The sequence below is a fragment of the Microbacterium sp. Clip185 genome, assembly GCF_028743715.1.
GTDB lineage: Bacteria > Actinomycetota > Actinomycetes > Actinomycetales > Microbacteriaceae > Microbacterium.
In genome coordinates, this window is sequence record NZ_CP117996.1 from 1,284,026 (window position 1) to 1,301,994 (window position 17,969).

Below are 17,969 nucleotides of genomic sequence, written 5' to 3' on the forward strand. Positions count from 1 at the left end.
TTCCCTACGTTACCGTCCCCTAGGCTGTGAGCACACTCAACGATGTGTGAGGCGGCGTACCCGGCCGCCGGACACCCCCGCCTCACGACGGATGCGAGGTCCCGATGTTCCAGACGATCCTGGTCGCAAACCGCGGCGAGATCGCGATCCGCGCCTTCCGCGCGGCGTTCGAGGTCGGGGCTCGCACAGTGGCCATCTATCCCTACGAGGACAGATTCTCGCTGCACCGGCTGAAGGCGGACGAGGCCTACCAGATCGGCACCAAGGGCGCACCGGTGCGGGCGTATCTGGATGTCGACGAGATCGTCCGCGTGGCGGTCGAATCCGGTGCGGACGCCATCTATCCCGGATACGGCTTCCTGTCCGAGAACCCCGAGCTCGCCGCGCGCGCGGCCGAGGAAGGGATCGCCTTCATCGGTCCGCCGGCGCGCGTGCTCGCCATGGCCGGCAACAAGGTGACCGCGAAGCAGCACGCGCGGGATGCGGGCGTGCCGGTGCTCCGCTCGACCGAGGCGTCCGACGACATCGATGCACTCCTCGTTGCGGCGGAGGAGATCGGGTTCCCGCTGTTCGCGAAGGCCGTCGCGGGTGGCGGAGGGCGCGGGATGCGGCGCGTCGAGACCGCCGCGGAACTGGGCCCCGCGCTGGCCGAGGCGATGCGCGAGGCGCAGAGCGCGTTCGGCGACCCCCGGATGTTCCTCGAGCAGGCGGTGCAGCGCCCGCGGCACATCGAAGTGCAGGTGCTGGCCGACGGGACGGGGGAGACCGTCCACCTCTATGAGCGTGACTGCTCGGTGCAGCGTCGTCACCAGAAGGTCATCGAGATCGCCCCGGCGCCGAACCTCGACGATGCCGTGCGCGCCGACCTCCATCGCTACGCCGTCGCCTTCGCCCGCTCCATCGGCTATCAGAACGCCGGCACGGTGGAGTTCCTGCTCGAGACGGCCGGCCCTCGCGCCGGCGAGGTCGTCTTCATCGAGATGAACCCCCGTATCCAGGTCGAGCACACCGTCACCGAGGAAGTCACGGATGTCGACCTGGTTCAGGCGCAGATGCGGATCGCCGCGGGAGCGACGTTGGCGGAGCTGGGTCTCACGCAGCCCGAGATCCCGCTCCGAGGCGCCGCGCTGCAGTGCCGGCTGACCACCGAGGATCCGACGCAGGGCTTCCGCCCCGACACCGGAAAGATCACGACGTACCGTTCCCCGGGCGGCGCGGGTATCCGCCTCGACGGCGGAACGACGGCGGCGGGCTCGCAGATCAGTCCGCACTTCGACTCGATGCTCGCGAAGCTGACCTGTCGTGGGCGGGACTTCCCGGCGGCCGTGGCCAGGGCGCGCCGCGCGCTGGCGGAGTTCCGCATCCGCGGCGTCTCGACCAACATCCCCTTCCTGCAGGCGGTACTGGACGATCCGGCGTTCGCCGCGGGGGACATCAGCACCTCCTTCATCGACGAGCGGCCCGAGCTGCTGCGTGGGCGGGAGTCGAAGGACCGCGGCTCGAAGATCCTGAACTGGCTGGTCGACGTCACGGTCAACCAGCCGCACGGCGCGAGGCCGGTGACGGCGTCTCCGACGGCGAAGCTGCCGCACCTCGACTTGCGCGAGCCCGCGCCGGCCGGTTCCCGTCAGCGCCTGCAGGAGCTGGGGCCCGCGGGGTTCGCCGCCGATCTGCGCGCGCAGACGCGGCTCGCGGTCACCGACACGACCTTCCGCGACGCTCACCAGTCACTGCTCGCCACGCGGGTGCGCACGAAGGACCTCGTCACCGTCGCCCCCTACGTCGCCCGACTGACCCCGCAGTTGCTCTCCGTCGAGGCATGGGGCGGCGCGACGTACGACGTCGCGCTGCGCTTCCTCGGCGAGGATCCGTGGGAACGCCTCGACGCGCTGCGTCAGGGGCTGCCCAACATCGCGATCCAGATGCTGCTGCGCGGGCGCAACACCGTCGGGTACACGCCGTACCCGACGGCGGTGACCGACGCCTTCGTCGCGGAGGCGGCCGCATCCGGCGTCGACATCTTCCGCATCTTCGACGCCCTCAACGACGTGACGCAGATGCGCCCCGCGATCGACGCCGTCCTGGCCACAGGCACCGCCGTCGCGGAGGCAGCGCTCTGCTACACCGGCGACATGCTCGATCCGGCGGAGGACCTGTACACGCTCGACTACTACCTCCGCCTCGCGGACGAGATGGTCTCCGCCGGGGCACATGTCATCGGCATCAAGGACATGGCGGGCCTGCTGCGCCCCGCTGCCGGAGCACGTCTGGTCAGCGCGCTGCGCGAACGCTTCGACGTCCCCGTCCACGTGCACACGCACGACACGGCGGGCGGCCAGCTGGCGACGCTCCTGGCGGTCAGTGCGGCAGGGGCGGACGCGGTGGACGCGGCTGCTGCCCCCATGTCGGGCACCACGAGCCAGCCCTCGCTCTCGGCGCTGGTGGCAGCCCTCGCGCACACCGAGCGGGACACCGGCATCCCTCTCGCCGCGGTCGCCGACCTCGAACCGTATTGGGAAGCCGTGCGCCACCTGTACCACCCGTTCGAGTCGGGGCTGCCGGGGCCCACGGGGCGCGTGTACCGGCACGAGATTCCCGGCGGTCAGCTGTCGAACCTGCGGCAGCAGGCCATCGCGCTCGGGCTCTCGGAGGACTTCGAGCTGATCGAGGACATGTACGCCGCAGCGAACGACATCCTCGGCCGCGTTCCGAAGGTGACACCTTCCTCGAAGGTCGTCGGCGATCTCGCGCTGCATCTCGCCGCGGTCCGCGCCGATCCCGCCGACTTCGCGGAGAACCCGCAGAACTACGACATCCCGGACTCCGTCGTCTCCTTCATGGCGGGTCAGCTGGGCGACCTGCCCGGCGGATGGCCCGAGCCGTTCCGCACCAAGGTGCTCGCCGGCCGCACGGTCGCCGAAGCGGCGGGATCTCTCACCGACGCGGATGCGGCCGCCCTGGTCGAGCAGGGGAAGAGTCGGCGGGAGACCCTGAATCGGCTGCTGTTTCCCGGGCCCACACGGACCTTTCACGAGGCTCGCGACGCCTACGGCGATCTGGCCGTGCTCGATACGGCGGACTACCTGTACGGGCTGACCCCCGGCGGCGAGCACGTCGTCGAGATCGAGCGGGGCGTGCAGCTGTGGGTCGGCCTCGAGGCCATCGGCGAGCCCGATGACAAGGGCATGCGCACGGTCATGACGACCCTCAATGGACAGCTGCGGCCGGTCTTCGTCCGCGACCGCTCCATCGCGGTGGACGCGGCCCCCGCGGAGAAGGCCGACACCTCCAGACCGGGTCAGATCGCCGCGCCGTTCTCCGGCGTCGTGACGCTCAAGGTGGTGCCGGGGACGAGCGTGCGGGCGGGCGAGGCGGTCGCCTCCATCGAAGCGATGAAGATGGAGGCGGCGATCACGAGTCCCATCGACGGCGTCGTGGAAAGGCTGGCGATCGGGGCGACGCAGCAGGTCGAAGCAGGCGACCTTTTGGTCGTGGTCAAAGGCGCGCATTAGCCTGAGGTGGGCGCCGGACCTCCGGCGACCCGTTGGGAGTACCTAAGCCATGCCTGATCGTGACGATCAGATGACCGGCCACGACGACGACATCCTGGACCAGCCGGTCCGCGTCGACGCGGCCGGCATCGACATTCTCGGAACCCAGACCGCGCAGGTCGCCGTGACCCTGCCGGTCGCCGACGACGATGACGGGATCGACGACGACGTCGTCGCCGACGAGACGGTCGTTGCGGCCGAGCCCGTCGTCATCGCGACCCTGGAAGACACCGGCGAGTTCTCGCCCGTGCGTACCTCGGACCTCGACATCCACGACGCCCAGATCGAGCCGTCCGTGACCGAGGCGCCTCAGCCCCCCGTGGTGCGCGCGCCCGAGCCTCTTGCACCTGTGACCACGCGGGTGCGCGTTCCGTCGCCGACCCCCGACCCCGTGGCCCCGCCGGCTCCGGCCGCGACAGCGGCTCCCGCGGCCGCGACGCGATCCGAGCCGGTCTCCATCGCGTCCGTGGACGCCACCCCGGCACCCGTCACTCTGGCGGCACGACGCGTCGATCAGGAGGAGTCCAAGCGCGAGAGCGCCGACCTGCTGACGGCCGATCGACTGCTGGAGACCGACCGCCTGCCCAGGCGTGAGCCCGAGGGTGCGTGGCCGAACCTGGTCTACACGCTCAGTCGTGGCCGTGTGCGCCTGGGCGACAGCCGCCGCTCCCGCGAACGGCGCGAACTCGACGCGCGCATCGCCGCGCCGCTCGAGGGCGGTGCGCGCTTCGTGGCGGTCCTCTCGCGCAAGGGCGGCGTCGGCAAGACCACGGTGACGGCGCTGCTCGGAATGGCGCTGGCTGATGCGCGCGACGACCGGGTCATCGCCTTGGACGCGAACCCCGATCGCGGCACGCTCGCCGAGCGCGTGGGCCGCCCGAGCGGAAAGACCGTGCGCGACCTTGCGACCAACGCGACGCCGATCCACGGGTTCAACGAGATCTCGGCGATCGTCGCCCGCGACGACACGCGCCTGGACGTGCTCGCCTCCGACACCGATCCCCACGTGTCCGAGGCCTTCGACGACGCGGACTATCGCGAGGTGGCCGCCCTCGCCGCTCACTACTACTCCATCGTGCTCACCGACACCGGCACCGGCATTGTGCACTCGGTGATGGATGCGACGCTGGACGCGGCCGATGCGCTCGTGATCGTGTCCGGGCTCAGCGTCGACGAGGCGCGGCTGGCGTCCGAGACGCTCACATGGCTCGAGACCAATGGCTACACGGCTCTGGCGCGCTCCGCCGTCGTGGTGCTGAATGCCTCGCGTCCCGGTGCGCCGCTCGTGCGTCTGGACGAGCTGGAGGAGCACTTCCGCTCCCGGGTGCGGAAGGTCGTGCGCATGCCCTACGACGCGCGAATCGCCACGGGCAGCGCGATCTCGTTCCGCGACCTGCAGCCCGCTACACGGGCTGCGGCACGCGAGCTGGCAGCCGTGGCCGTCGAGGGGCTGCGCGTGGCGGCCGCATCATGACGGTCCGAGCCATCCGGCTGTTCGGAGATCCCGTTCTCAAGACCCGAGCGAGCGAGATCGTCGACATCGATGAGGGCGTCCACGCGCTCGTCCGAGACCTGGTCGAGACCGTGGAGCTGCCGGGCCGCGCGGGCGTCGCCGCGCCGCAGATCGGCGTGGGGCTGCGGGCATTCAGCTACAACGTGGACGGCGAGATCGGCTACATCCTGAATCCGGTGCTCGTCGAGGTCTCGGGTGAGCCGGAGCTGACGGGCGAGGGGTGCCTCTCGGTGCCCGGTCTCTGGCACGACGTGATGCGTTACCCGCATGCGAAAGTCGCGGGCATCGACCTCGACGGCAACGAGCTCGTGTTGGAGGGCGACGGCCTCATGGCTCAGGCGCTGCAGCACGAGACCGATCACCTCGACGGGATACTGTACCTCGACCGGCTCGACAAGGAGCGCCGGCGGGTGGCGCTGCGCGAGGTGCGCGAGAGCGACTGGTTCTGAGCCACGAAGAAGGCGGGCCCGCATCCGATCTCGGATGCGGGCCCGCCTTCTCGTTGACTCAGGGGAGCGGGACGTTCTGCGTCGTCTCCTCGGGCGCCCGGTAGAGCTTCTCCACGTCGTCGGCGAAGTCCGCGAGGATCACGTTGCGCTTGATCGAGAGCTTGGGAGTCAGGTGGCCGCTGGCCTCCGTCCACTCGGTGGGCAGGATGACGAACTTGCGGATCGACTCCGCGCGCGAGACGCCCGCGTTCGCCTTGTCGATGGCCTGCTGAACCTCGGCGCGGACCGCGGGGTCCTGCGCGGCCTGGGCGAGGGTGAGGTCCTTGGCGCGGCCGTTGTTCTCCAACCACGTCGGCAGCATCTCGGGATCCAGGGTGACCAGGGCCGAGATGAACGGCTTCTGGTCGCCCACGACGACGACCTGCCCGATGATCGGGTTGGCGCGGATCGGGTCCTCGAGGGCTGCGGGCGCCACGTTCTTGCCACCCGCGGTGACGATGATCTCCTTCTTACGACCGGTGATGGTCAGGTAGCCGTCCTCGTCGAGCGAGCCGAGGTCTCCGGTCTTGAACCAGTCGCCGTCGAACGCCGCCGCCGTCGCTTCCGGGTTCTGCCAGTACTCCTTGAAGACGTTCACGCCGCGCACCTGGATCTCGCCGTCCTCGGCGAGCCGGATTCCCACTCCGGGAATCGCCGGGCCGACGGTGCCGATCTTCGATCGCGAGGCGAGGTTCACCGTTGCGGGTGCGGTGGTCTCGGTCAGGCCGTATCCCTCGAGGATGTGCACCCCGAGGCTGTGGAAGAAGTGGCCGAGGCGAGGACCGAGCGGTGCGGAGCCCGACACGGCGTAGCGCACCTGGCCTCCCATCGCGTCGCGCAGCTTGCTGTAGACGAGCTTGTCGAACAGCGCGAACTTGATCTTCATCCCCAGCGGGATGCGGCGCCCGTCCTGCAGGTAGGCGGAGTGGTCGATCGCCACTTGGGCCGCCGCGCGGAAGATCTTCCCCTTGCCGCCGGCCTCGGCCTTCTGCTCCGCGGAGTTGTACACCTTCTCGAACACGCGCGGCACGGCGAGCAGGAAGGTCGGCTTGAAGGAGCCGAGGGCAGGCAGAAGCTGCTTCGTGTCGGGCTGGTGACCCGTCTTCACGCCCGCGTGGATGTTGAGGATCGAGATGAAGCGCGCGAACACGTGCGCCGTCGTGATGAACAGGACGGTGGAGGCTCCCGGCGTGTTGACGACCTCTTTCAGCGACGTGGCGGAGTTGCGTGCGAGCTCGACGAAGTTGCCGTGCGTGAGCACGCATCCCTTCGGCCTTCCGGTCGATCCCGAGGTGTAGATCAGCGTCGCGATGTCGGAGGACTCTGCGAGGGTGCGTCGGCGCTGGATCTCCTCGTCGGGAACGGCGGAGCCGGCCGTGATCATCGTGTCCAGGTCGCCCGCGTGCATCTGCCAGGTCGAGCGTACGAGCGGGAGCTTGTCCCGCACCTCGCCGAGACGTGCCGCGTGCTCCGCCGTCTCGACCACGCAGGCGACGGCGCCCGAGTCGGACAGGATCCACTCGATCTGGCTGGGAGAGCTCGTCTCGTAGATCGGCACCATCACGGCGCCCGCGTAGAACAGTGCGAAGTCGACCAGAGTCCAGTCGTAGGTCGTGCGGGCGAGGAAGCCCACCTTGTCGCCCGGGGCGACACCCGCCGAGACGAAGCCCTTCGCGAGTGCGACGACTTGCCGCTCGAACTCGTGGGCGGTGATCTCGCGCCAGCCGTCGCCGTCCGGGACGGCGAACAGGGCGCGGTCCGGGGTGGCGAGCACGCGGTCCACGAGCAGGTCGCTCACGTTGGCGTGCGGGTCGGCGGGGACGATCGCGGGCACTTCGAACACTGTTGCGCTCATGTCGGCAGCTCCTTCGGTACCGTACGGGTTGCTATGAGACGCAAGTCTACGCATGCGTGGAACTGAGTCCCACAGTTCGAATGCTCTCGAGGAGTTGTTCCGGCCCCGCGGAAGGCGAGCTGTCGTGCGCCGACTAAGCTTCTGGAGGCCTTACCGGACGAAGGGACGACAGTGTTCGCAGTGGGAATCGACATCGGCGGAACCAAGATCGCCGGTGGCGTGGTCGATGACCGGGGCACGATCGTCCGCAGGGCGCGAGTCGCCACTCCCACGGACGTCGCGCAGATCGAGGTCGCCGTGGCCGAGATGATCACGGAACTGTCGGCGGGCGAGCAGCTCGTCGCCGGTGTCGCAGCGGCGGGTTTCATCGATCGGGACCGTTCGACGGTCTACTTCGCCCCGAACATCGCCTGGCGCGACGAGCCGCTGCGCGAACGGATCGAGCAGCGCACCGGCGTGCGCGTGCACATCGAGAACGATGCGAACGCGGCCGGGTGGGCCGAGTACCGTTTCGGTGCGGGCGAAGACCTTCGCGACGTGGTCATGCTCACGCTCGGCACGGGTGTCGGCGGGGCCGTCGTCGTCGACGGCAATCTGCTCTCGGGTGGTCACGGTGTGGCTGCGGAGCTCGGCCACATGCGTCTGGTGCCCGAGGGGCGCACCTGCGGATGCGGTCAGCGCGGCTGCCTCGAGGTGTACGGCTCGGGCCGTGCGCTTCAGCTCGAGGCTCGTGAGATCGCGGTCGACGCGGAGTTCGGCATCGGCTCGCGCCTGGCAGCGGCATCCCGCGAGGAGGGCGGGCTCACCGGCGCCGCCATCTCGCGCCTCGTCCAGGACGGCGACCCCGGTGCGCTCGAGGCGCTGCGACGCATCGCGGTGGCCGTCGGCACGGCCTGTGGCGGACTCGCCGCCATCCTCGATCCGGAACGCTTCGTCATCGGCGGGGGAGTGTCTCAACTCGGCGATGTGCTGCTGGAGCCGATGCGGGAGGCCTTCGCTGCCGCGATGCCCGCGTATGGTTATCGTCCGGTCGCCGATTTCCAGGTGGCCCGTCTCACGAACGACGCCGGCGTCATCGGTGTCGCGGATCTGGCTCGACGTCGGGCGGTCGCAGGGGGCTGACAATGTTCTACTGGCTGATGAAGTACATCGTGATCGGGCCGATCGTGAAGGCGATCTTCCGACCGTGGATCGTGGGCCGGCGCAACATCCCCGCAACGGGCGCGGCCATCCTCGCCAGCAACCATCTCTCCTTCGCGGACTCGATCTTCCTGCCGCTGATGATCGACCGGCCGATGACCTTCCTCGCCAAGAGCGACTACTTCACCGGGCGTGGCATCAAGGGCTGGGCCACCCGCATGTTCTTCAAGGCGACGGGACAGATCCCGATCGACCGATCGGGCGGCAAGGCCTCCGAAGGCTCTCTCAACACGGGTCTGCAGGTGCTCGGGCGCGGTGATCTGCTGGGCATCTACCCCGAGGGCACCCGCAGCCCCGACGGACGCCTCTACCGGGGCCGCACGGGGATCGCGCGCATGGCGCTGGAGGCCCGCGTTGCCGTCATCCCCGTCGTCATGGTGGACACCGACACGGTGATGCCGATCGGTCAGCGTCTTCCCCGGATCGGTCGCGTCGGCATCGTGATCGGCGAACCGCTCGACTTCTCCCGGTTCGCGGGCATGGAGGGCGACCGTTACGTCCTGCGTTCGGTCACCGACGAGATCATGGTCGCGTTGCAGCGCCTGGGTGCGCAGCGTTACGACGATGTGTACGCCTCCACGGTCAAGGACCGACTGGCGACGTCCTCGACGCAAGGGATCGACACGCCCGCGGCGTCGCTAGACTGAGCGAATGCCCCACAGCTTGGACCCGCTCGATCACTGGCGCTCACTGCCGATCAAGCAGCAGCCCTCCTGGCCCGACGCCGACGCTGTCGCTGCCGTCTCGGCCGAACTCGCCACCCTCCCTCCCCTCGTCTTCGCCGGTGAGGTCGACCGCCTTCGCGACCGCCTCGCGACGGCGGCATCCGGACGCGCCTTCCTCCTGCAGGGCGGCGACTGCGCCGAGACGTTCGCCGGTGCGACCGCCGAGCAGATCCGCAACCGCATCAAGACGCTGCTGCAGATGGCGGTGGTGCTGACCTACGGCGCGTCGATGCCGGTCGTGAAGATGGGGCGTATGGCGGGGCAGTTCGCCAAGCCGCGCTCGAGCGACACCGAGACGCGCGGCGACGTCACGCTGCCGGCGTACCGCGGCGACATCGTCAACGGCTACGACTTCACCGAGGGCTCGCGCACCGCCGACCCTCGTCGTCTCGAGAAGGCGTACCACACGGCCGCCTCGACGCTGAACCTCATCCGCGCGTTCACCCAGGGAGGGTTCGCCGACCTGCGCGAGGTCCACAGTTGGAATCGCGGTTTCGCCGAGAACCCGGCCAACCAGCGCTACGAGGGCCTGGCTGCGGAGATCGACCGTGCCATCAAGTTCATGGAGGCCGCCGGAGCCGACTTCGACGAGCTGCGACACGTCGAGTTCTACACGGGCCACGAAGGTCTGCTCATGGACTACGAGCGACCCCTGACCCGCATCGACTCCCGCACCGGCACGCCGTACAACACCTCGGCCCACTTCCTGTGGATCGGGGAGCGCACGCGCGATCTCGACGGTGCGCACGTCGACTACTTCTCGAAGATCCGCAACCCCATCGGTGTGAAGCTCGGTCCTTCGACGACGCCCGAGACCGCGCTGGCGCTCATCGACAAGCTCGACCCCGAGCGGGAGCCCGGCCGCCTCACCTTCATCACGCGGATGGGTGCGGGAAAGATCCGCGACGCACTGCCTCCGCTGCTGGAGGCCGTGAAGGATGCAGGTGCCACGCCGCTGTGGGTTACCGACCCGATGCACGGCAACGGCATCACCACGCCCACCGGATACAAGACGCGTCGCTTCGACGACGTGGTCGACGAGGTGCGCGGCTTCTTCGAGGCGCACCGCGCGACTGGTACGCACCCCGGTGGCATCCACGTCGAGCTCACCGGCGACGACGTGACCGAATGCCTGGGCGGTTCGGAGATGATCGACGAGGCCACTCTGGCGACCCGCTACGAGAGCCTGTGCGATCCGCGCCTGAACCACATGCAGAGCCTGGAGCTCGCCTTCCTCGTTGCCGAGGAGCTCGAGAAGCGCTGAGCCCGAACGCGAGAGCCGCCCTGCATCCGTGCCGGGCGGCTCTCGCGTTTCGTGCGAAGGCAGCGGTGTTCGGGCTGCGGGGTCGAGAGGTCAGAGCGACGGTGTGAGGGTGACGGTGCTGCCCTTCGGGGCCGTCGTGCCGGCCTTCGGGTTACTCGCCTTCACCTTGTAGACGTCCCAGTACTTGAAGCCCAGCGGAAGATTGCCGTCCTCTATACCGGCGTTGACCTCGAAACCGCGTGCTTCCAGCGCCTTCACTGCGTCACGGATGCTCATTCCCACGATGTTCGCCGGGATCTCGACCGGCTCCGGGCCATCGGACACGATCAGCGTCACGGTTTCTCCGGGCCGCCAGTTCCCCCCGCTGGGGTTGTCGCCGATCGCGATCACGCGTCCCTTGTCGACGCTGTCCGAGTACTGCGTGGGGCGCTCGGAGGATACGTCGAGACCGACACTCTTAAGGGTCTTCTCGGCATCATTCGGGTTCATTCCGGAGACGTCCGGAACCGGGCCGCGCGAGACGGTGAGGCTCGCGCCGTCGCCCTCGTGGAGGGTGCAGCCGTTCGAGCAGTCGACCGCGTCACCGCCGGCGGCGGGGGAGACCGCCGCCGCGACGACTGTGCCGTCGGCCGCGTCGGTGAACACGTACTGCGGGTCGCCGACCGTGACACGCACCTGCTGCAAGGCGGCGGTCGCCGCATCCAGCGTCATGCCGGCCAACGCGCCCACATCGTGCGGCTGAGGGCCTTGAGAGATCACCACCCGAACGAGCGAGTCCTTCTCGACGCGTTCACCGCCTCCGGGCTCGGTGCGGATGACGGCGCCCGCGGCCACATCGAAGCTGTACTCGTCTGCCCGTTCCGCTCGGAGACCCCGGTCGACGATCTCGGCCTGAGCGGCTTCGAAGCTCTGGCCCTCGAGTGCGGGCACGGCGACGAGCGAGCCGGGGCCGGAGCCGAACCACCAGCCGACGCCGCCCGCGAGTGCCGCGAGCAGAACCACCAGGGTCAGCAGCCAGGCGCCCTTCGCCGATCGTCGGCGTGCGCGCTGGCGCAGGAGCGTGGCGTTGTCGACATCTTCGGCGACGGCGGTGGGGCCGGTGCCGCCCAGGGGGAGAGCCTTGGTGAGCTCGCCGGAGTCCAGGCGGTCCTCGATCACGGCGGTGCCCACCGCGAGCGTGCGCGCGACCTGCGGGGCGATGCCGAGCTCGCGCTCGATCTCGCGCAGGCGCTGCAGCATCTGGTCAGCGTCCACGGGGCGGGCATCGGGGGAGCGCTCCGTCGCCCACAGCACCAGCTCGTCGAGCTGCTCCGGTACGGCCGGGTTCTTGACGCTCGGGCGAGGAACGGAGTCGGTCGCGTGCTGGTACGCGATCTGCATGGGCTGCTCGCCCTTGTACGGCTGTTCGCCGGTGAGCATCTCGTAGAGCAGGATGCCGAGCGCGTAGATGTCGCTGCGGGCGTCGGCGCTGCCGCGGGTGACGAGCTCGGGCGCGAGGTAGGCGATCGTGCCGAGCAGCATCTGCCCGCTCGCGGTGTTCGCTGTCGTGGCGCGGGCGAGGCCGAAGTCCCCGATCTTGATGCGCCCGTCCTCGGCGAGGAGCACGTTCTCCGGCTTGACGTCGCGGTGCACGATGCCGGCGCGGTGCGCGGCGGCCAGACCCGACAGCACCGCATCCATGATCGTGATGGTCTGTGGGACCGGGATGCGGCGCTGCTCCTTCATGAGCTCGCGCAACGTGATTCCCGGCAGGTACTCCATGACGAGATACGCCATGTCGCTGTCCTGGCCCTGGTCGAACACGTTCACCACGTGCGGATCGGCGAGCCGCGCGGCCGCGCGTGCCTCCTGGATGAACCGACTCTGGAAGACGGTGTCGTCGCTGAGGTGGCCGTGCATGACCTTGAGTGCCACGCGCCGTTCCAGGCGAAGATCGGTCGCGACATAGACGGTGGCCATGCCGCCGCGCGCGATCCGCGAGCGCACGCGATACCGGCCGTCGACGAGACGGCCGATCAGCGGGTCCGTGCGCTGGCTCGTGCTCACGGTGAGAGTCTACGGAGCGGTCGCTGTGAGCTCCGGCAGCGGCTCACCGCTGATCCGGCTCCTTGGGCTCTACCCGAGGGCGGCCAGCCAGGCGAGAGCTGGCTGTTCCCAGCGGGCATAACGATCCGGATACGCCGAGATCTGCACCGCCTGCGCGGCATCCGCGTAGCTCATCGACTCCCAGCCGGGGATATCGAGGAGGCCGCGGGTGCGAGTGCCGTTGGGGTCGGTGGGGCCGCCGAAGAACGCGCGGGTCGCGCGCTCCGCGTCGCGCACCTCCTCCACCGTGCCCCACCCGGTGGAGGGACGCTGCTGGAAGAGGCCCTGAGAATCGCGGTCGCCCCAGTCGAGGTTGCGCAGCCACGACTCTTGCATGGCGGTGCCGAGCGCGATGGCGATGCCGCGATCGGGGACACCCAGTTCGCGGCCGATGCGGATGATGGTGCGTGCGTTCTCGGACTGCTCGGCGTCGAGCTCCAGGCCGGTCGCCCCCACGGTGGCCGGTGACGGCGCCGGCGCGGCCGCGGGAGCCGCCGCGCCCGGCACGGTGATCGTCTGGCCCGGGTAGATGATCGAGTCCCAGGTGAGGCCGTTGGCGGCGAGTACCGCTCCCGCCGTCGAGCCGTGGCGCGCCGCGATGCCGCTGATCGTGTCTCCGGCGACCACCGTGTATGAGACACCTGTGGCGGGTGCGGGTGCGGGTGCGGGTGCGGGTGCGGCAGCAGGTGCGGGTGCGGCCGGCGCGACCAGGGTCAGCGTCTGGCCGGGACGGATGATCGAGTTCTCCCACGACAGGCCGTTCCATGCGAGCACATCGGCCGTTGCGAGTGAGTAGCGTGCGGCGATCGCGGCGACCGATTCTCCGGCCGCGACGGTGTGCGTGGCCGGCGGCGTCTCGGCCGGGCGGGGCACACCCTGGCGCGACGGCTGCGCCGTGGAAGCGTGCGCGGGCGCGGCGATCAGTGTGAGCGCGACCGTGCTCACGAGGGCGGAGGCGCCGATGACGGCGCGCGGGTGGCGGGAGACGTCCACGAGCATGGTCGTCCTCTCTTTCACATCCGGGGGTCTCGCCACCCTGACACGCGTGTGTAGCGAGGTCAACGGAAGTGACGGGTGTGACAGATGAGATCTCTCCCATCTTTCCGAGCGCGGGCAGCACGGTGCGCTGCGTGCGGATGAGAACATGGACGGGTGAGTTCCGACACCCCTGTCCCCACCGAATGGCTGGCACTGCCCGATCTGGTCGAGCTGACCGGTGAGTCGCTGAGCCGCGTCCGGCGTCTGCTCGACGAGGGCTATCTCATCGGCTCGCGTCGTGAGGGATCCTTCCGCGTGCCGAGCGTGTTCCTCGTCGACGGCGCTCCGCTGTCGTCGCTGCGCGGCACGATCTTCGCGCTGCGGGATGCGGGGCTGACCGACGAGGAGGCGATCGACTGGCTCCTCGCCTACGAGGACTCGATCGGGCAAGCACCCATCACGTCGCTGCTCCAGGGACGCAAGAGCGAAGTGCGTCGCATCGCACGCGCTCTCGGCTGAGCTCGGTCGGACTCAGGCCCGTCGCTCGGTCGCGGCGCGAGCGAGATCCCGCAGTTCGCTGACCGTCGCGTTCGCCAGGGGAGCGGCGGACAGTGCCCTGTCCGCTTCGCGCACATAGGCGGTGATGAGCTGCTCGACACGGTCGACGGCGCCGCTGTCGATGATCGTGCGCTGCAACGCCGCGATCTGCTGATCGTCGAGATCGGGGTCGCCCAAGAGCTCGTCGAGCGTGCGCCGCGGGCCCGCCCCGAGCGATTCTCGTGCATAGGCGATGAGCACCGTGCGCTTCCCCTCGCGCAGGTCGTCGCCGGACGGTTTGCCGGTCTCTGCCTCATCGCCGAACACGCCGAGCAGGTCGTCGCGCAGCTGGAAGGCCATTCCGACCGGATGCCCGAATCCGCTCAAGGCATCGAGCTGCGCCCCGTCGGCACCGGCCAGGGCCGCGCCGATGCGCAGCGGCTGCTCCACGCTGTAGCGGGCCGACTTCAGCGAGGCCACCCGCAGCGCACGCTCGGCGTGCGTCGCGTCGTCGGCCACGGCGAAGGCGGATTCCTCGGCGATGTCCAGATACTGTCCGATGGTGACGTCGCGCCGCATCCGGGCGTACTCGGCGCGGGCAGCGGCCGCATGATCGGCGAGAGCGAGCCCCTCCTCGAGGAGGTCGTCGCTGAAGGCCACCAGCAGATCGCCGCCGAGCAGTGCCGCCGAACGGCCGAAGGCCGCGGCGTCGCCCGCCCAGGACCGAGCGGTGTGCTGCGCCTGAAGGGCGCGGTGCATGGCGGGGCGTCCCCTGCGGGTGTCCGAGTTGTCGATGAGGTCGTCGTGGACGAGGGCCGCGGCCTGGAAGATCTCGAGCGCCGCTGCCGTCGACACGACGGGCGCGGGCGGCGTCGCTCCGGGCGCGACGCGCTCTGAGACGGCGCGCCAGCCCGTCACGCAGAACCGCGCGCGCAGGCGCTTTCCGCCGGTCACGGTGTCGCGCACGTCTTCGACGAAGGCGAGGGCGTCGGGGCCCATCTCCCGCGCGGCGTGCTGCTGCGATGCGAAGAACGTATCCAGTCGCTGGGAAACCGCTTCGATCGCGTCTGTGGTCCTCGACACGGGCCTAGCCTAGTTCGACAGGCGGCGCGTAGAATCCAAGCATCGCCGTGACCCTAGGGGGACGAATGCCTCTCTCCGAACAAGAGCAGCGCCTGCTCGACGAGATGGAACGCCATCTCATGAGCAATGACGCCGACGTCGTCAGCGCGCCGCAGGGCGGCCGCGCGCTCAGCTACCGCAACATCGTGTACGGCACGATCCTCGTGCTCGTCGGGCTGGGCGGCCTGATCGTCGGACTCTCCACCCAACTGATCGTGGTGGGCGTCATCGGCTTCATCGTCATGCTCGCAGGCGTGATCTTCGCGCTCACCCCCTCGAAGACGGCGCGTCCCACCGCCGCGCCGCGGGCCGGCGGCTCCGCTCCCCGCCCCTCCGCCGGATTCATGGATCGCATGAACGATCGATGGGACCGCCGCCAAGAAGGCCGCTGACCCCCCCCGCTTCCCAAAAGCGCCGACCCTTCGGGGTCGGCGCTTTTTTCGTGTCCGGGGGAGCGCCCGCCCAGATCTGCCGTCGAATGTGTAGTGAAGTGGAGGGAAGTGGAGTAAAGTGGTGAACACCTCACACGTGGGCCGGACGAAGGAGGGGGGATGAGCGAATGCTGCTCGGCACGCACACCCCCAAGCTCGACGACAAAGGGCGCGTCATCCTCCCGGCCAAGTTCCGCGACGACCTCGGCGGTGGCGTCGTGATCACCCGTGGTCAGGACCGCTGCCTCTACGTCTTCGCGACCGAGGAGTTCGAGAAGGTGCACGAGCGGATCCGCGAGGCGCCGCTCACCAACAAGCAGGCGCGCGATTTCCTGCGCATGTTCCTCTCGGGCGCGAGTGCCGAGAAGCCGGACGGGCAGAACCGCATCACCATCCCGCCGGCGCTTCGCACCTACGCCGGCCTCGAGCGTGAGCTCGTCGTCACCGGTGTCGGAGCGCACGCGGAGATCTGGGACGCCGAGGCGTGGAACTCCTACGCGGAAAGCAATGAAGAGACGTACTCCGAGATGGAGCAGGAGGTGATCCCGGGCCTGTTCTGAGCCCTCGACCCTGATTCCCAGCCGCTCGAGCCCTGACGCACTTCCCCGGTGTCAGGTCGGAGCGGATGGGGATCAGGATCAAGGGACCCGGCCCCGCATCATGGACTTCCGCGACATCCACACCCCGGTCCTGCTCGAGCGCTGCGTCGAGCTGCTGACGCCCGCCCTCGATCACGAGGGCGCTGTCTTCGTCGACGCCACGCTCGGCATGGGCGGCCACAGCGAAGCCTTCCTCGAGAGATTCAGCGGCCTTCGGCTGATCGGGCTCGACCGCGACACCGACGCGCTGCGCATCGCGGGGGAGCGGCTGACGCGGTTCGGCGACCGCACGACCCTCGTGCACACGGTGTACGACGGCCTCCGCGACGCCGTCGCTTCGGCGGGTGTCGACCGCATCGACGGCATCCTCTTCGACCTGGGTGTCTCGTCGCTGCAGTTGGATGAGGCCGAGCGCGGTTTCGCCTACGCCAAGGACGCACCGCTGGATATGCGCATGGACCAGTCCGCCGGTGTGACGGCCGCCGATGTCCTGGCCACCTACGGCGAGGGCGATCTCCGCAGGATCTTCGAGCGCTACGGCGAGGAGAAGCTGGCCGCGCGCTACGCACGTGCGATCATCGCCGCACGGCAGAGCGAGCCCATCGTCCGCTCGGGCCGCCTCGTCGAGATCCTCGACGCTGCCACGCCCGCCGCGCTGCGCAACGCGGGGCACCCGGCCAAGCGGGTGTTCCAGGCGCTGCGCATCGAGGTCAACGCGGAACTCGCCGCCCTCGAAAGGGCGCTGCCCGCCGCCCTCGAGCTGCTCTCTGTGGGCGGTCGCATCGTCGTGCTCAGCTACCAGTCACTCGAAGACCGCTTCGTCAAGCGCGAGCTCGCCCGCGCGAGCAGCTCGACGGCCCCCGCTGGTCTGCCCGTCGAGCTTCCCGAGCACGCGCCCCAGTTCCGTCTGCTGGTCAAGGGGGCCGAACTCGCCTCCGACGCCGAGCGCGAATCCAATCCGCGCGCCACCCCGGTACGTCTTCGTGCCGCCGAACGAGTCCGGGAGATCGTATGAGCACCACCACGAGCGCGGCCTGGGCCATCGAGCCTCTCGAGAGCCGGCCTGAGGTCGGGCGTCGGCCGGAGCGCACTCTGCGTCCGGTCGAGGCACCGGCTCGCCGCCGCCGGCCCCGTCTGGTCTACGGCATCATCGCCGTCGCGGGTGCGCTCGCGATCGCGGGCGCACAGATGGTGCTGTCGGTGCTGTCGACGCAGAGCTCCTTCGAGCTCGCGAGCCTCACACAGCAGCAGCGCGATCTGACGGTGCAGAAGCAGATCCTCTACGACCAGGTTGCCGGCCTCAGCTCTCCCCAGTACCTCGCCGCGAACGCGGCGGCCCTGGGCATGGTCATCAACGAGTCGCCGAGCTATCTCCGCCTCAGTGACGGCGCGGTCCTCGGGGCACAGCAGGCGTCGGTCTACACCTCGACGATCGATCCTCTGGGTCGCGGTGCCGTATCGAACGCGCTCATCACCCAGACTCCGCTGGTCACCGCGCCCGACGCGACCATCAACGGTGTGCAGGCGCCGCCGGTGGCCGAGACCGAGACCGGTACGGGGACCGATCCGGCGACACCCCCTGCGCTGACCGACGGACTGCCCACCCCTGACACACACTGAG

The 17,969-nt window shown here is 69.5% G+C and carries 15 protein-coding genes; 11 read left to right on the top strand and 4 right to left on the bottom strand.

All coding sequences use genetic code 11. The features are described 5' to 3' along the window. Nucleotides 1-104 precede the first annotated feature (104 nt). From PQV94_RS06145 to def, 3 genes are read left to right on the top strand one after another with little or no spacing between them, the layout of a single operon-like run. Nucleotides 105-3,512 (top strand): pyruvate carboxylase, encoded by a 3,408-nt coding sequence (locus tag PQV94_RS06145; RefSeq protein ID WP_274287894.1) that lies wholly within the window; start codon nt 105-107, stop codon nt 3,510-3,512. 49 nt (nt 3,513-3,561) lie between these two features. Then, a complete protein-coding gene (locus PQV94_RS06150; RefSeq protein ID WP_274287895.1) occupies nt 3,562-5,025 on the top strand; it encodes a MinD/ParA family ATP-binding protein in 1,464 nt (487 codons plus the stop codon). Continuing rightward, complete coding sequence (gene def / locus PQV94_RS06155; RefSeq protein WP_274287896.1) at nt 5,022-5,513, top strand: peptide deformylase; 492 nt, start codon at nt 5,022-5,024, stop codon at nt 5,511-5,513. Before PQV94_RS06150 ends, def begins: the two co-directional genes overlap by 4 nt. Nucleotides 5,514-5,571: 58 nt before the next feature. Here def and PQV94_RS06160 read toward each other — a convergent pair whose 3' ends face one another. Further along, nucleotides 5,572-7,407, bottom strand: coding sequence for an AMP-dependent synthetase/ligase (locus tag PQV94_RS06160; RefSeq protein ID WP_274287897.1), 1,836 nt, complete (start codon nt 7,405-7,407; stop codon nt 5,572-5,574). A 171-nt stretch (nt 7,408-7,578) separates the two neighbouring features. Between PQV94_RS06160 and PQV94_RS06165 the strand changes: the two genes are divergently transcribed. Genes PQV94_RS06165 through PQV94_RS06175 form a run of 3 tightly spaced genes read left to right on the top strand, consistent with a single transcriptional unit; the run spans nt 7,579 to nt 10,596 of the window. Beyond that, entirely contained in the window at nt 7,579-8,529 is a 951-nt protein-coding gene (locus PQV94_RS06165) for an ROK family glucokinase (RefSeq protein WP_274287898.1), read from the top strand. Nucleotides 8,530-8,531: 2 nt separating this feature from the next. Further along, nucleotides 8,532-9,254: a lysophospholipid acyltransferase family protein gene (locus tag PQV94_RS06170; protein WP_274287899.1), complete on the top strand. Its 723-nt coding sequence runs from the start codon at nt 8,532-8,534 to the stop codon at nt 9,252-9,254. A gap of 4 nt (nt 9,255-9,258) precedes the next feature. Then, on the top strand, nt 9,259-10,596 hold the full coding sequence (locus PQV94_RS06175) for a class II 3-deoxy-7-phosphoheptulonate synthase (protein WP_137416717.1): 1,338 nt from the start codon (nt 9,259-9,261) through the stop codon (nt 10,594-10,596). A 90-nt stretch (nt 10,597-10,686) separates the two neighbouring features. On the opposite strand, the gene pknB is transcribed toward PQV94_RS06175, so the two are convergent. Continuing rightward, nucleotides 10,687-12,642, bottom strand: coding sequence for a Stk1 family PASTA domain-containing Ser/Thr kinase (gene pknB, locus PQV94_RS06180; protein ID WP_274287900.1), 1,956 nt, complete (start codon nt 12,640-12,642; stop codon nt 10,687-10,689). Nucleotides 12,643-12,711: 69 nt separating this feature from the next. After that, a complete protein-coding gene (locus tag PQV94_RS06185) occupies nt 12,712-13,680 on the bottom strand; it encodes a LysM peptidoglycan-binding domain-containing protein (protein ID WP_274287901.1) in 969 nt (322 codons plus the stop codon). A 153-nt stretch (nt 13,681-13,833) separates the two neighbouring features. Between PQV94_RS06185 and PQV94_RS06190 the strand changes: the two genes are divergently transcribed. Beyond that, nucleotides 13,834-14,178 carry an Rv2175c family DNA-binding protein gene (locus tag PQV94_RS06190; protein WP_274287902.1) on the top strand — a complete coding sequence of 115 codons (345 nt, stop codon included), beginning with the start codon at nt 13,834-13,836 and terminating at the stop codon, nt 14,176-14,178. A 12-nt stretch (nt 14,179-14,190) separates the two neighbouring features. Here the strand turns inward: PQV94_RS06190 and PQV94_RS06195 are convergent, their stop codons facing one another. Next, complete coding sequence (locus PQV94_RS06195; RefSeq protein ID WP_274287903.1) at nt 14,191-15,279, bottom strand: polyprenyl synthetase family protein; 1,089 nt, start codon at nt 15,277-15,279, stop codon at nt 14,191-14,193. A gap of 65 nt (nt 15,280-15,344) precedes the next feature. On the opposite strand from PQV94_RS06195, the gene PQV94_RS06200 reads away from it, so the two are divergent. From PQV94_RS06200 to PQV94_RS06215, 4 genes are all read left to right on the top strand, one after another. Then, on the top strand, nt 15,345-15,710 hold the full coding sequence (locus PQV94_RS06200) for a DUF3040 domain-containing protein (protein WP_274287904.1): 366 nt from the start codon (nt 15,345-15,347) through the stop codon (nt 15,708-15,710). Between the two features lie 167 nt (nt 15,711-15,877). Then, the gene (gene mraZ, locus PQV94_RS06205) at nt 15,878-16,309 is read left to right on the top strand and encodes a division/cell wall cluster transcriptional repressor MraZ (protein ID WP_234073091.1); all 432 of its coding nucleotides are present in this window, start codon (nt 15,878-15,880) and stop codon (nt 16,307-16,309) included. 100 nt (nt 16,310-16,409) lie between these two features. Beyond that, complete coding sequence (rsmH, locus tag PQV94_RS06210) at nt 16,410-17,363, top strand: 16S rRNA (cytosine(1402)-N(4))-methyltransferase RsmH (RefSeq protein WP_274287905.1); 954 nt, start codon at nt 16,410-16,412, stop codon at nt 17,361-17,363. Next, nucleotides 17,360-17,968 (top strand): hypothetical protein, encoded by a 609-nt coding sequence (locus PQV94_RS06215; protein ID WP_274287906.1) that lies wholly within the window; start codon nt 17,360-17,362, stop codon nt 17,966-17,968. The genes rsmH and PQV94_RS06215 overlap by 4 nt, the downstream gene beginning before the upstream one ends. Nucleotide 17,969: the final 1 nt, after the last annotated feature.

Excerpts from the sequence above, each read along its gene's own strand:
- PQV94_RS06145 (WP_274287894.1), top strand. The coding sequence starts at position 105 with ATGTTCCAGACGATCCTGGTCGCAAACCGCGGCGAGATCGCGATCCGC.
- PQV94_RS06150 (WP_274287895.1), top strand. The coding sequence starts at position 3,562 with ATGCCTGATCGTGACGATCAGATGACCGGCCACGACGACGACATCCTG.
- def (WP_274287896.1), top strand. The coding sequence starts at position 5,022 with ATGACGGTCCGAGCCATCCGGCTGTTCGGAGATCCCGTTCTCAAGACC.
- PQV94_RS06160 (WP_274287897.1), bottom strand. The coding sequence starts at position 7,407 with ATGAGCGCAACAGTGTTCGAAGTGCCCGCGATCGTCCCCGCCGACCCG.
- PQV94_RS06170 (WP_274287899.1), top strand. The coding sequence starts at position 8,532 with ATGTTCTACTGGCTGATGAAGTACATCGTGATCGGGCCGATCGTGAAG.
- PQV94_RS06175 (WP_137416717.1), top strand. The coding sequence starts at position 9,259 with ATGCCCCACAGCTTGGACCCGCTCGATCACTGGCGCTCACTGCCGATC.
- PQV94_RS06185 (WP_274287901.1), bottom strand. The coding sequence starts at position 13,680 with ATGCTCGTGGACGTCTCCCGCCACCCGCGCGCCGTCATCGGCGCCTCC.
- PQV94_RS06200 (WP_274287904.1), top strand. The coding sequence starts at position 15,345 with ATGCCTCTCTCCGAACAAGAGCAGCGCCTGCTCGACGAGATGGAACGC.
- mraZ (WP_234073091.1), top strand. The coding sequence starts at position 15,878 with ATGCTGCTCGGCACGCACACCCCCAAGCTCGACGACAAAGGGCGCGTC.
- rsmH (WP_274287905.1), top strand. The coding sequence starts at position 16,410 with ATGGACTTCCGCGACATCCACACCCCGGTCCTGCTCGAGCGCTGCGTC.
- PQV94_RS06215 (WP_274287906.1), top strand. The coding sequence starts at position 17,360 with ATGAGCACCACCACGAGCGCGGCCTGGGCCATCGAGCCTCTCGAGAGC.